General features: G+C 71.5%; 12 protein-coding genes. 8 read left to right on the plus strand and 4 right to left on the minus strand.

Annotation, left to right across the window (positions count from 1 at the left end):
- Positions 1–68: 68 nt before the first annotated feature.
- The 5 genes from D6718_04045 (at position 69) to D6718_04065 (ending at position 4190) form a co-directional block, all read left to right on the plus strand.
- The gene (locus tag D6718_04045) at positions 69–578 is read left to right on the plus strand and encodes a hypothetical protein (GenBank protein RMG47294.1); all 510 of its coding nucleotides are present in this window, start codon (positions 69–71) and stop codon (positions 576–578) included.
- A complete protein-coding gene (locus tag D6718_04050) occupies positions 568–2004 on the plus strand; it encodes a sigma-54-dependent Fis family transcriptional regulator (protein RMG47295.1) in 1437 nt (478 codons plus the stop codon). The genes D6718_04045 and D6718_04050 overlap by 11 nt, the downstream gene beginning before the upstream one ends.
- A gap of 909 nt (positions 2005–2913) precedes the next feature.
- Positions 2914–3246 carry a hypothetical protein gene (locus D6718_04055; GenBank protein RMG47296.1) on the plus strand — a complete coding sequence of 111 codons (333 nt, stop codon included), beginning with the start codon at positions 2914–2916 and terminating at the stop codon, positions 3244–3246.
- A gap of 15 nt (positions 3247–3261) precedes the next feature.
- A complete protein-coding gene (locus D6718_04060; GenBank protein RMG47297.1) occupies positions 3262–3531 on the plus strand; it encodes a hypothetical protein in 270 nt (89 codons plus the stop codon).
- A gap of 11 nt (positions 3532–3542) precedes the next feature.
- Positions 3543–4190 carry a hypothetical protein gene (locus D6718_04065; protein ID RMG47298.1) on the plus strand — a complete coding sequence of 216 codons (648 nt, stop codon included), beginning with the start codon at positions 3543–3545 and terminating at the stop codon, positions 4188–4190.
- 17 nt (positions 4191–4207) lie between these two features.
- Here the strand turns inward: D6718_04065 and D6718_04070 are convergent, their stop codons facing one another.
- Positions 4208–5293, minus strand: a complete 1086-nt coding sequence (locus tag D6718_04070) for a CPBP family intramembrane metalloprotease (protein RMG47299.1) — start codon at positions 5291–5293, stop codon at positions 4208–4210.
- Between the two features lie 110 nt (positions 5294–5403).
- Here D6718_04070 and D6718_04075 point away from each other — a divergent pair, with 110 nt between their 5' ends.
- Positions 5404–5943: a hypothetical protein gene (locus D6718_04075; GenBank protein ID RMG47300.1), complete on the plus strand. Its 540-nt coding sequence runs from the start codon at positions 5404–5406 to the stop codon at positions 5941–5943.
- A gap of 260 nt (positions 5944–6203) precedes the next feature.
- Positions 6204–6899, plus strand: coding sequence for a hypothetical protein (locus D6718_04080; GenBank protein ID RMG47307.1), 696 nt, complete (start codon positions 6204–6206; stop codon positions 6897–6899).
- A 372-nt stretch (positions 6900–7271) separates the two neighbouring features.
- Here D6718_04080 and D6718_04085 read toward each other — a convergent pair whose 3' ends face one another.
- Positions 7272–7547, minus strand: a complete 276-nt coding sequence (locus D6718_04085) for a hypothetical protein (GenBank protein RMG47301.1) — start codon at positions 7545–7547, stop codon at positions 7272–7274.
- Between the two features lie 34 nt (positions 7548–7581).
- Between D6718_04085 and D6718_04090 the strand changes: the two genes are divergently transcribed.
- On the plus strand, positions 7582–8859 hold the full coding sequence (locus D6718_04090) for an FAD-dependent monooxygenase (GenBank protein ID RMG47302.1): 1278 nt from the start codon (positions 7582–7584) through the stop codon (positions 8857–8859).
- 2 nt (positions 8860–8861) lie between these two features.
- On the opposite strand, the gene D6718_04095 is transcribed toward D6718_04090, so the two are convergent.
- A complete protein-coding gene (locus tag D6718_04095; GenBank protein RMG47303.1) occupies positions 8862–9878 on the minus strand; it encodes a dihydroorotate dehydrogenase-like protein in 1017 nt (338 codons plus the stop codon).
- Positions 9871–12521: pyruvate:ferredoxin (flavodoxin) oxidoreductase (gene nifJ / locus D6718_04100; GenBank protein RMG47304.1), on the minus strand; the 2651-nt coding region annotated here is incomplete at its 5' end. The genes D6718_04095 and nifJ, both read right to left, overlap by 8 nt.

The raw sequence follows: 12521 nt of genomic DNA on the forward strand, positions 1-12521 counted from the left end.
GCAGGGGGGCATGGGGTGCGTTCATGACGGAAGGCGAGAGGGGAGACGGGGGGCGGTCGGCCCACCTGGTGGCTCTGTTGGATCTGATCGAACGGCCCGCCGCCGCGGTGACCGAGGAGGGAAAGCTCCTGGGAGGGAACGCTCTCTTCGGCGCACTCGCCGCCCGGTGCGGACACGATGCGCCGGAGCGACTCGCCGAGGTTCTCCCTGAAGAAGACGCCCGCGCGGTCGGGAACGCGGTGGCGGGCGGCGACCCGCCCGCTACGGTACGTCTTCGCGACGGCCGCGAGGCGCCGGTTCGGGTCCAGGCGATCGACGCGGGGGAGGGACCCCGGTACGGTCTCGTCGTGATCGAGACGGAGGAGACTTCGTCCCGCAGGGCGGCGGCGCGCGCCTGTGCCGCTCTGCGCCACGAGCTCGCGGGGCCGCTGACGGCGATACTCGGCACCGCGGAGATGCTGCTCGTCCAGCGGCCCGACCTCCCGCGCGAGGTGCGCGATCGGCTGGGCGAGATTCTCGACAACTGCGGGCGGATCTCCGAGATCATCACGCGCGCACGCCGGGCGCATGACGACTGACGGAACGCCGGAGGCTCCGGGACGCGCCGACCCGGGCAGGGTCCTGATCGTCGACGACGAGCGCGGCGTGCGCGAGGTCACCGCGCACCGGCTCAAGGCTCTCGGGCACGAAGTCGACGACGTGGGCAGCCTCGCGCAGGCGGCGGCGAGGGTTCACGCGCGGCCCTACGACGTCGTCCTCACCGACCTGATGCTGGCGGACGGGACGGGGATCGATCTGCTCGAGCAGGTGAAGGCGGACGGACTCGATGTCGAGGTGATCATCATGACGGGCCGCGGCGGCGTCGAGGATGCCGTTCGCGCCATCCGCCGGGGCGCCTACGACTTCATCACCAAGCCACTCGACCGGACCCGATTGGAGCTGGTGATCAGCAAGGCTCTCGAGAAGCGGAGGCTGGAACGGGACCTGGCGAGACTTTCGCGGGGCGAACGCGACGGATTCGGCGATCTGGTCGGCTCCTCGGCGCCGATGCAGGCGCTTTACCGGGTGCTCGAGAAGGCGGCGGAGAGCGACAGCACCGTGCTCCTTCTCGGCGAATCGGGCACCGGGAAGGAAGTGGCGGCGCGGGCGATCCACGAGCGTTCGAAGCGTCGCGGCGGCCCGTTCGTGCCGGTGCACTGCGGGGCCCTGCCGCGCGATCTGCTCGAAAGCGAGCTGTTCGGCCATCGTCGGGGCGCCTTCACCGGGGCCGATCGCGACAAGCGCGGCCTGATCGCGGCGGCGGACGGCGGGACGCTCTTCCTGGACGAGCTGGGAACCGCGCCTCCGGCGTTGCAGGTCAAGCTCCTCCGGGTCCTCCAGGAGCACTGCGTGCGTCCTCTCGGCGGCGTCGAGGACGTCAAGGTCGACGTGCGCGTCATCGCCGCGACGAACGCCGACCTGGACGCCGAGATCGAGGCGGGACGTTTCCGGTCCGATCTTTATTTCCGCCTGGCGACCGTCGTCGTGAGGCTGCCGCCCCTTCGCGAGCACCGCGAGGACATCCCCCTGATGGTGGGTGTGCTGTGCGACCGTATCGCGCGGCGGACCGGACGGGCCGTCCGGTTGAGCCCCCGGGCGGTCGAGCGCCTGATGGCGTACGACTGGCCCGGCAACGTCCGGGAACTCGAGCACGTGATCGAACGTGCCGCGCTGCTGTGCGACGGCCCCTTGATCCGCGCCCGCGACCTGCCGCTCGATCCGCCCGCCGTCGAGAACCGGATCCCGACGCTGGAGGAGTTGGAGCGGGAGCACATCGAGCGCGTGCTCAAGCTGTGCGGCGGCAACAAGCTGAAGGCGGCGCGCCTGCTCGGGATCCCCCGGGGAAACCTGTACCGGCGCCTGCAGCGGTACGGGATCGGCCGGGACGGCTCGGCCGGCGGAGCGGAGGCGCGAACGCCGGGAAAGGGCGTCCCGGGGACGAAGCCTCCCGCCGGGGGGCCTTGAGCAGAAGCGGTCAGCGACCGCCGGAGGCGGGGCGAGCGGCGTCCGCGGCGGCGCGCGCCGGCATCCGGCCCGGCGGCGGATCGCTCGCCATCGCGCGGGACGGCCGGGGCCAGAGCCGCGGGACGGGCACCCGCTAGGGCGGCGACCGGCAGCCTCTCGGTGTACCGAGATGCCGCCGGCCGCGCCTCCCGGGGCCAACGCTGGGGCGGCCCACCTCTGACGCGCAGTCGGCCCGCGGGACCGCCGGCGCCGGGACGACCGGCCAGCGGGCCGGCCGTGCCGCTGCCCGCCGGCAGCGCGAAGGCCGGCTCCCGGATCGCGACGAGAGTGTGGCCGGGCGCGGGCACTGTCCGCCCGCGGACAAAAGGCGGCGCCTCAGCGCGCTCCGGCTGACGTGGAGTGTCACCTCCCGCGCCGGGCTCCGGGCCGCCGGAGCGCCGTCCGGACGGGAGAGGGAACTCCCCGACAACGGGAACGTCAGGCACCCGGCGAACCGCCGATCGTCGAGGGCTCCCGGTGCGCCCACCGGCGTCCGCTGGCCGGGCCGGCTCCGCCGGTCGCCGGAAAACCGCTGTGCGGAGCGGACTTCCGCCGATGGCACGGTCGGCCCCGGCGGTCTCCCCGGCGGGATGACGGACCGGGAGCGCTCGACGCCGAGGGTCGCACACCGCCGGCACCAGCCCCCGGCGGGAGCCGCGCCGGAACGCGAGGACCTCCGGGCCCCAGCGTCCCCCAGCGGACACTTTCGGAGCGCGCCGCGACGGTGCCGGGCGAGGCCTCGGGGCCCCCGACGCCGCTAAGGATCGGTCCTGCGCGGCCGAAGAGAGGATCGGTCCCGGCGGACGCTCCCTCTGGCACGCCCGTTGCTCGGAAGGGAGCGCCCGAACGGAAACGAAATCGGGGGAGACGATGGAACGAGCCCACACCGGACCCCAGATCACCGCACGGCGCGAGGGGAGCCCCCATGCCCTCCGTCCGGTCGACGCCTTCGTCGTCGGCGGCGACGTCGCCTGGGAAACCGGCGAGAACCTGTGGCTGCTCCTCTCCCGCCCTGGCGAGAAGTTGATCGATTTCTTCATCGAGGACGAGGACGACGCTCCCAGCGTCGCCGCCGACCCGGCGCCGTTCGCGTGCGCGGGCGTGCGTCCCGACGGGACCGTTCTCGTGGGTGCGATCGACTGGGAGACGGATCGTTTCCTCTCCGAGCTGTTGGACGAGCAAGAAGAGGCCGCTCGACGCTGAGCGGCAGGGGGAATCATGGGCACCACCGTGCTGGAATCGACCACCGACCGCCGGGACACCGACTCGCGAACCACGTTCCACGACCTCGAGCCGCGCCTCGAGGCGGTGGACCGGGAGCGACTGCAGGCCTTCGCCTCCACGCTGGCGGCGCAACTCGTCGCCGAGGCGATGGACGAGCGGGCGGAACGGGTCGCCCTCGTCTGCGGCGGGAGGCGGATCGAGGCGGTCCCGCTGGACCCGCGCCGGATCGTGCGGGCGATGGCCCGTCACGCCTGCTTCAACTGATCTCCGCGCCGATGACCGTCGCCCTGCCGACAAAGGCCGCCCAAAGAAGCGGTTCCGCCTTCGGACGCCTGCTGGCGCGGATCGCTCACGACATGAACAACTGCCTCGCCCGCATCAACGGCAAGGCGGAACTGGCCTTGATGCTCGATCGGCCGGAGCGGTTCCGCTCCGCCCTCGAAGAGGTGCTCGCGGCGGGGCAGCGGGCGAGCGTCCTGGTGGCCGACTTCCAGCGGGTGCTCGCGTGGCGAGGGCTGCGTCCGGGGTGCGAGGAAGGCGCCATTCCCCTGATCGATGCGCTCTCCGTGGCCGCCCGTCTCTGGTCGGGCCCGCGGGAGGAGTCGGGAGGTCTCGTCGCCGGCGGGACCGGCCCGCGGGTGGATCCGCCCGTGGCCGCCGCTCTCGTCATCGCTCTCGGCGCGATCGTGGCCGAGGCGGCGCGCGCGGCACCACCCGGTGCCGTTTGCCGTCTGGAAGCGCTCGACGGTCCCCGAGGCTGGCGCGCCGCCGTCGTCGTTCCCGGGCTCAGCCTGCCGCGCGAACGGATGCGGGAGCTGGAGGGTGCGGAGGAGGAAGGAGACCTCGCTGCGGCGGTCGCCACGCTTCGAGAGGCCGGCGCGACGATTCACGTCGACGGCGACCGCATCGTGATCGACGGCTGACACCCGGCGGGACCGCTTCAAGCGAACCCGCGTCGCCGGTGCGACGCCACCACGCCGCCGAACACGAACGTCACGAGAAGCAGCACGAAGGGCACCGGCGGGAGCAGCGGCCCTCCCGCCTGGTCGGCGGGAGCCGGCAGGATTCCAGCGACTGCCCAGTTCACGACGGTGTGCACGAGCATCACCAGGTAGAGATTGCGCGAAGTCTCGAGCAAGACCCCGAGCAGCGCCCCGAACACCAGCACGAAGAGCAACGACGGCACGGCGCCACGGAGATCCGCCGACGGGTCGATGTGCTCGACGGCGAAGCCCACCGAGACGGCGCCGATCGCGATCGTCCTCGCCGGGCGCCCCTCTCCGAGACCCGATTCGGCGAGAAGGCGCGCCAGCGCCGTCTGGATCAACCCCCGGTAGTAGAGCTCTTCCGCGATGCCACGAACGAGCTGGGAAGAGGCGACCAGCCATAGGAGCGCACCGGCGGCCGCCGGCCGCGTCCAGTGGAGACCTCCCTCGAGCGCTCCCACGGCCGCGGGCAGCGCGATCAGAGCGGCGAGCGACCCGCCGAGAAGCGCCAGCGCACTTCCGAGGCGAATCGGTTCGAGGAGCCGTGCGAGACGCGGCCGGATCGGCCGCAGGAGGAGCGCGCCGGCAAGGCCGACGCCCGCGAGCGCGAGACCGGTCCAAAGGCGATAGGCGGCGTCCGCAGCGCGCGGGTCGTGGAAGCGGCGCCCGATCCAGCCGTACGCCCCGTCGAGCAGCTCTTCGGTGATCCACTTCTCCAGGAAGAGCAGCAGGAGGAACGGCAGCAGCTTCCCGAGGGTCAGGCGTGCACCTCGCCGCTCGGGCGGCTCGAGCCGATCCGCGCCGGTGACCCATGCCGCCGCGGCGCCCGCGGCCATCGCGAAGACCGTCCAGCCGAGGAGGCTCCCCGCGGGTCCCGGGAGGAGGCGAGGAGTTCCATCGTGGAAGGAGCGGAGCAGGCTGGCCCCTCCGATCCCGGCGAGGAGCACCGTGATCGCCAGGGGCGGCGGCCAGGGGCGCCGCAGCAAGGCGGACAGGCCGGTCACGTCGTCCAAGGTGCGGCGCGCCCGGCGAAGCCGCAACCGCCGTCCGTGCGACGGCGCCGACCGCCCGGCGCTCCTCCCCTTTCGGGCCCGGACCCTTCTCGACTAGGATGGCGGGGGTGGAAGACAGGGCCGCGGGGAGTCCTTCGATGTCGGTTCCGGTGGTGGACAGGACGACGCCGGTTTTGCTGGGCGGGCTGATCGGGGCCGCTCTCGGGTTCCTCCCGCCATGCTGTGTTCCCTGCTGTTGCGTTCAGGCCCTTTTCGCCGGCCTGATCGCCGGAGCGCTGTACGCTCGGGCCGCCGCCGGGGCCGGGCACTTCCCCGACGCCACGGAAGGCCTCCTCCCCGGCCTGCTCGCCGGTCTTCTCGCCGGCGCGATCGACGCCATCCTGCTGGGCGCGCTCCAGCTTCTCGCGGTGTCGTTCCAATGGATGCCGGCCGAGCCGATCGCGCCGGTCCCCGGTATGCATCCCGGGCTGGCGTCGCTGTTCGAGACCTTCGGCCGGCTCCAGAAGACCGGCGCGGGACTGGCACTCCTGTTCCTCGTTCGGTTCGTCACCAGTGCCGTGATCTCCTCGCTCGTCGGAGCTCTGTTCGGCATGGCCGGTGTGGCCCTGTTCCGGAAGCCGGCGGAGGGGATCGGCGCCGGTGAGACGAGGGGCGGTCCCGGGTCCCTGCCGGGCTGAGGGCGGCGGTGAGCGAAGTGGCGGAAGCGCGTGGGAATCGAACCCACCCCCCGGCGGGGCGACCGCCGGGGCGACCGGTTTTGAAGACCGGGAGGGCCACCAGGCCCCGTTCGCTTCCCCGTGACGCGGCTGCCGATTCTACACGGGGCGGGGAAAGCCGCGCCGCGCCGCTCGGCGGGATGGCGGCGCGCTCCGGGAAGGGCGGTGCGGGCTGGGCCGTGTAGGGGGAGGACGAAGGAGTGACCGGATCCCCGCTCGCGATGTTGACCGTCACCGCCGCGGCCGTGGGGGTGATCCACACCCTGATGGGACCGGATCACTACGTCCCGTTCGTGGTGATGGCGCGCGTCCGGGGCTGGAGCCTGCGGCGCACGCTCGCGGTGACCCTGGCGTGCGGGGTCGGGCATGTGGGCAGCTCGGTGCTGCTCGGCGCCGTCGGCGTGGCTCTCGGGCTGGCCGTCGCGGGCTTGACCGCACTCGAGAGCCTGCGCGGAACGGTCGCGTCGTGGACCATGATCGGTTTCGGGCTCGCTTACGCGGCGTGGGGCTGGCGCCGGGCGGTGCGCGGGAGGCCCCACGCTCACTGGCACACCCACGCCGACGGGACCTGTCACCGGCACGTGCACCGCCACGAGGGGGAGCACGCGCACGTGCACGCCGAGGGCGATCGCGAAGGGGCCTCGCTGACGCCGTGGATCCTCTTCACGGTGTTCGTGTTCGGTCCCTGCGAACCGCTGATCCCGCTTCTGATGTACCCCGCGGCGGAGCACAGCGCGCGGGGCGTGGTGCTGGTCACCCTCGTGTTCGGTGCGGCCACGCTGGGGACGATGGCGGCCACCGTGGGGGCGGGCTTCGCGGGAATCCGCCGCCTGCCCCTGGGACCCCTCGAGCGGTACGCCCACGTCATGGCGGGTGCCACCCTGGCGGCGTGCGGGGTGGCCATGCGGTACCTCTGACGCGCTCCTTTTCCGCAAGCGCCGGTGTCCAGGCGGCGGAGCCGGCGTCCCCTCCGCACCGGCCGCCCCAGCGAGGCCACGCCCGCGAACGCTTCCGCCCCGGCCGGGTCGGCATGCCGATCGCCGCGGCTCGTGCCGGCTGGCGGGGGAATGTAAGCGACGCGCCCGGCTCGAACCGGTCCGCCCCGTCCGGGGGAAGCCGGTCGGGAAACTCCCCCTGGATCGGCAGGCACCGGCGGGTGGGATCGGTACGGCAGGTGGCGGAGGGCGCCCGTGAGGACGCCGAGGGTGCAGGCGGCCCGGCGCTCGCTCCCGCCCCCGCTGGGGGGATCGAACAGGGCGAAGGCGGATCCGGGAATGCGGCAGCGGCCGTCAGGGCCGAAGGCGGAGGAGCCGCAGCTGCGGCGGCACCAGGAGCCGGTGAAACGCCGAACGGACGTCAGGCGGGTACGGGACGTCCGCCTCGGCGACGCGGTTTCCAGACGCCGCACCGGGGAGGCAGGGCCTCTCGGGAACCGCGGGGGCGCGAATTCCGCACGACCGCTCCGAAGGAACGGGAGCACCGCGCAGGGATCGCTGCCAGGCCGGACGCGGCCGGAAGGCGCGGCGCACTCCGGGGTAAAATGCCGAACGGAATTCGCCGTCCATCACCCGCCGCTCCGCCCTGGAAACGGGGGTTCGGATGTTCGACAAGGGCAGGGCGGAAGTTCTCGTGGTCGGTGCCGGTCCGGTGGGGCTGTTCGCAGCGGCCTCCCTCGTCGAGCGCGGCATCGACGTGGCGATCGTCGACGCGGAGTGGCGCGGGACCGGGATGAGCTACGCGCTGGGGTTGCACCCCGACGCGATGGCTCTTCTGGAGACCATCGGTCTCGCCGAGCCGCTCAGGAGCGCCGGCTACGAGGTGCGGCGGTTGGCCTTCTACGATCGTCAGGAACGCGTCGCCGAGGTCGACTACGCGGCCGTGGACGGTCCGTTCCCCTTCCTGACGATCCTGCCGCAGAGCGCACTGGAAAGCGCGCTCGAGGCTTGGCTCAAGAAGAGGGGGGTGGAGGTTCGCTGGCGGCACCGTCTGGCCGACCTGTCGGAAGTGACGAGGCCGGTGGCCGCCGAGCTCCATCGGTGGGACGAGGAGACGGTGGGCTATCCCATCGCTCACCATGAGCGGATCGTCGAGAAGGTCATCCCGTTCCAGGCGGATTTCATCGTCGGCGCCGACGGCCACGCCTCGTTCGTTCGGCGCCGGCTGAAGATCGACTTCCCGAAACTGCGCCCGCCGTCGCTGTTCGCGGTGTTCGAGTTCGAGGCGGACGGGGATCTCGACCACGAGGCCCGGGTCGTCCTCGACGAACGCGGGATCAGCGTCCTGTGGCCGCTGCCGGGCGGGCGAGCGCGGTGGAGCTTCCAGATCGAGGACAGCCCGGAGATTCGCGCCGATCGGATCAAGAGCCGACTCAGCCAGCTGGGGCGGTGGGTCTTCCCGGCCCTCGATCAGGACCGGCTGGACAGGCTGATCGACGAGCGAGCCCCCTGGTACACCGGGCGCGTGCGGGAGGTCGTCTGGTCGGTGGCGATCCGGTTCGAGGAGCGTCTCGCCGCAGGCTTCGGGCGCGAGGCGGCCTGGCTCGCGGGCGACGCGGCGCACCTGGCGGGCCCCGTCGGGCTGCGCAGCATGAACGTCGGGCTGCGGGAAGCGGGAGATCTCGCCGCGCGGCTGGCGAAGATCCTCCGGGGTTCCGGCGGACCGGAGCTCCTGAGCGAGTACGACGCGGAGCGCAAGCGCGAATGGCGGCGGCTGTTCGGTCTCGAGGGCGGCTGGCGCAGCGGAGACGGAGCACCGGCATTCGTCCGGCGTGACCCGCTGCTGGCGCTGTCGCTCCTCCCGGCCTCCGGGAGATCACTGGATGCGCTGGCCGCTCAGCTCGACCTGCATCCGGAAGCCCCGGCTCCGCGGGCGGGCTGAGTTCAGGCCGGCCCGCCGCCGGAGCGCAGGGCGAACGAGCGAAGGACCTTCATGTAGTTCGCGCGCTCGAAGGCCGCCGGCTCCGCCACCGCGCGCTGGCTCATGCTCCCCTGCATCTGAGCGATCGACTCGTACTCCTTTTCTTCCATGAAGGCGCGGACCTCGTCGAGCATGGTCGCGATGTGGCGGACGCCGTGAATCAGCAGCGCCGAAGCGGTCATCGCGACCTTGGCGCCGGCCATCATGCACTTGATCACGTCGGCACCGGAATGGACGCCGCCGGTCACGGCGAGATCGGCGTCGACGCGACCGTGCATGATCGCCACCCAACGCAGGCGCAGTCTGAGCGTTTCCGGGCGGCTCAGATCGAGATCGGGCTTCACCTCGAGCGCCTCGATGTCCAGGTCGGGCTGGTAGAACCGGTTGAAGAGAACGAGGCCGCGGGCACCGGCCGCCACCGCTTCCCGGGCGAAGTGAACCGGCGCGCTGAAAAAGGGGCTGATCTTCACCGCTACCGGGATCTCCAGCCCGGCGGTGAGGTCGCGGACCAGGTTGATGTACATCGCCTCGACGTCCGTCGACGTCATCTGGCTGTCCGTGGGCAGGAAGTAGACGTTCAACTCGAGGGCGTCGGCGCCCGCCTCGGCGATCTTCTTCGCGTAGCGGATCCAGCCGCCCGTCGACACGCCGTTGAGGCTTCCGATGACCGGGATGCCGAGAGCCTCCTTCGCCCGGCGGACGTGCTCCAGGTAGCCCTCCGGGCCGGTGTTGTAGGCACCCATGTCGGGGAAGTAGGACACCGCTTCGGCGTAGCTTTCCGTCCCGTGCGAGAGGTAGGTGTCGAGGTCGTGCGATTCGATGTTGATCTGTTCTTCGAACAGCGAATGGAGCACGACGGCGCCGGCGCCGGCGTCCTCCATCCGGCGCAGGTTGTCGAGCGACTCGCACAGGGGGGAGGGCGAGGGGACCACCGGCGTCCTGAGCCGGAGCCCCAGATACTCGGTGGACAGGTCAATCATGGGTCGTTTCCTGCATGCGCCGCAGCTCTTCGGCATCGGACGCCTCGGCCATCCTGCGGTAGGCGGCCCAGCGCCGCTGCACGTCGCGCCGCGCCAGCTCCAGCAGCTCCCTGGCGGCCTCCGGTTTCGCCTTGGCGAGGATCGTGTACCGCGTCTCGTTGAGAGCGTACTCGTCGAGCTTCATCCTGGGAGGCTTCGAGTCGAGCTGGAACGGGTTCTTGCCCTCCGCCTCGCGACGCGGGTCGTACCGGAACAGTGGCCAGTACCCGCAGGAGACGGCGGCTTTCTGCTGATCCATGCCGTGCGCGAGATCGTAGCCGTGGGCGATGCAGTGGCAGTAGGCGACGATGAGCGACGGTCCGGGATAGCTCTCCGCCTCGAGGAAGGCCCGCAACGTCTGGGTGTCGGAGGCTCCCATCGCCACCTGGGCGACGTACACGTTGCCGTACGCGATGGCCATGCGCGCCAGGTCCTTCTTCGGCGTCGGCTTCCCGGCCGCGGCGAACTTCGCGACGGCGGCGCGGGGAGTGGCCTTCGACATCTGGCCTCCGGTGTTCGAGTACACCTCGGTGTCGAGCACGAGGATGTTGACGTTCTCGCCCGAGGCCAGAACGTGGTCGAGGCCCCCGTAGCCGATGTCGTAGGCCCAGCCGTCTCCGCCGACGATCCAGACACTCCGGGCGACCAGCGCGTCGGCGACCGCCAGGAGATCGCGGGCGTCCGGGCTGTGGTCGCCGGCGAGCAGCCGCTTCAGTTCGGCGACTCTCTCTCGCTGGGCGGCGATGCCGGCTTCCGTCGACTGATCGGCTTCGAGAAGCTCGGCGACGAGCCGCTCGCCGATGCGCCCGCGGAGCCGGCGAAGCAGCTCCCTCGCGTAGCGGGCCTGATGGTCCACGGCGAGGCGCATCCCGAGCCCGAACTCCGCGTTGTCCTCGAACAGGGAGTTCGACCACGCCGGCCCGCGCCCGGAACGATCCACCGACCACGGAGTGGTCGGCAGGTTACCCCCGTAGATCGAGGAGCAACCGGTGGCGTTGGCGACGAGCGCACGGTCGCCGAACAGCTGGGTCATCAGCTTGAGGTACGGCGTCTCGCCGCAGCCGGCGCAGGCTCCCGAGAACTCGAAGAGCGGCTCGAGGAGCTGGACGTCCTTCACCTTGTCGGCCGCCACCGATTGCCGCTCGGGGGCGGGGATCTCGTCGAAGAAACGCCAGTTCTCGCGCTCCCGCTCCCGGATCGGTTCCACCGGCTCCATGTTGATCGCACGCCGCCGCGTTTCCGACTTGTCCCGCACCGGGCAGACCTCGACGCACAACCGGCAGCCGGTGCAGTCGTCGACCGAGACCTGAAGCGTGTACCGCTTACCGTCGAACTGCCGCCACCGCGCCGGCGCCGACTTGAATCCGGCGGGGGCCCCGTCGAGGAGCGAGGCGTCGTAGACCTTGCCGCGAATCACCGCGTGGGGGCAGACGAGCACGCACTTGCCGCACTGAATGCAGAGCTTCTCGTCCCACACCGGGACCTCGAGGGCGATCGCCCGCTTCTCCCATCGGGAGGTGCCGCTCGGATAGGTGCCGTCCGGTGGCAGCGCGCTCACGGGCAACTCGTCCCCCTTGCCGGCGATGATCTTGGCGGTCACCCGGCGGACGAACTCGGGGGCCTCCGGCGGCACGGGCGCGCGCTGCGGCGGCCCATCGACCTGCCGCCCGCTGACGTCGACCTCGTGGAGGTGCGCCAGCGCCGCATCGACGGCGGCGAAGTTGCGCTGCACCACCAGGTCGCCCGCTCTCCCGTAGGTCTTCTCGATCGAGGCCTTGATGGCTTCGATGGCCCGCTCCTTCGGCAGGATCCCGCTGATCGCGAAGAAGCAGGTCTGCATGATCGTGTTGATGCGACGGCCGAGCCCGGCTTCCCGGGCCACCCGGTAGGCGTCGATCACGAACAGCCGCAGCTTCTTGTCGAGGATCTCCCGCTGGATGGACGCCGGCAACCGGTTCCAGACCTCGTCCGGGCCGTAGGGACTGTTGAGCAGGAAGGTGGCTCCGGGTTGGGCCAGCTCGAGGACGTTCATGCGCTCCAGGAACCCGAACTGGTGGCAGGCAACGAAGTTCGCGCTCCGGATGAGGTAGGTCGATCGGATGGGACGCGGCCCGAACCTCAGATGCGACACCGTCATCGATCCGGCTTTCTTCGAGTCGTAGACGAAGTAGCCCTGCGCGTAGAACGAAGTGAGCTCACCGATGATCTTGATCGAGTTCTTGTTCGCGCTCACCGTGCCGTCCGAGCCGAGGCCGTAGAACACCGCGCGGAACGTCTCGGGGGACTCCGTCGAGAACGAGGGGTCGGCCTCCACGCTCGTCATGCCGACGTCGTCACGGATCCCGACCGTGATCCGGGAGCGGGGAGAGGGCGCGGACAGCTCCTCGAGGACTCCCTTCACCATCGCGGGGGTGAATTCCTTGGAAGACAGGCCGTAGCGGCCGCCCGTCACCCGCGGCCGGTTGGCGAGCCGGGGATGCGCGCTCGACGCGTCGGCGTCGAGGGCCGCCAGGACGTCGAGGAGCAGCGGCTCGCCGGCGCTGCCGGGCTCCTTCGTCCGGTCCAGGACGGCCAGAGCGCGGGTCGTCGGCGGCAGGGCGGCGA

This window comes from Acidobacteriota bacterium, from assembly GCA_003696075.1.
Taxonomy (GTDB): Bacteria; Acidobacteriota; Polarisedimenticolia; order J045; family J045; genus J045.

Excerpts from the sequence above, each read along its gene's own strand:
- D6718_04050 (RMG47295.1), top strand. The coding sequence starts at position 568 with ATGACGACTGACGGAACGCCGGAGGCTCCGGGACGCGCCGACCCGGGC.
- D6718_04055 (RMG47296.1), top strand. The coding sequence starts at position 2,914 with ATGGAACGAGCCCACACCGGACCCCAGATCACCGCACGGCGCGAGGGG.
- D6718_04060 (RMG47297.1), top strand. The coding sequence starts at position 3,262 with ATGGGCACCACCGTGCTGGAATCGACCACCGACCGCCGGGACACCGAC.
- D6718_04065 (RMG47298.1), top strand. The coding sequence starts at position 3,543 with ATGACCGTCGCCCTGCCGACAAAGGCCGCCCAAAGAAGCGGTTCCGCC.
- D6718_04075 (RMG47300.1), top strand. The coding sequence starts at position 5,404 with ATGTCGGTTCCGGTGGTGGACAGGACGACGCCGGTTTTGCTGGGCGGG.
- D6718_04080 (RMG47307.1), top strand. The coding sequence starts at position 6,204 with ATGTTGACCGTCACCGCCGCGGCCGTGGGGGTGATCCACACCCTGATG.
- D6718_04085 (RMG47301.1), bottom strand. The coding sequence starts at position 7,547 with ATGGACGGCGAATTCCGTTCGGCATTTTACCCCGGAGTGCGCCGCGCC.
- D6718_04090 (RMG47302.1), top strand. The coding sequence starts at position 7,582 with ATGTTCGACAAGGGCAGGGCGGAAGTTCTCGTGGTCGGTGCCGGTCCG.
- D6718_04095 (RMG47303.1), bottom strand. The coding sequence starts at position 9,878 with ATGATTGACCTGTCCACCGAGTATCTGGGGCTCCGGCTCAGGACGCCG.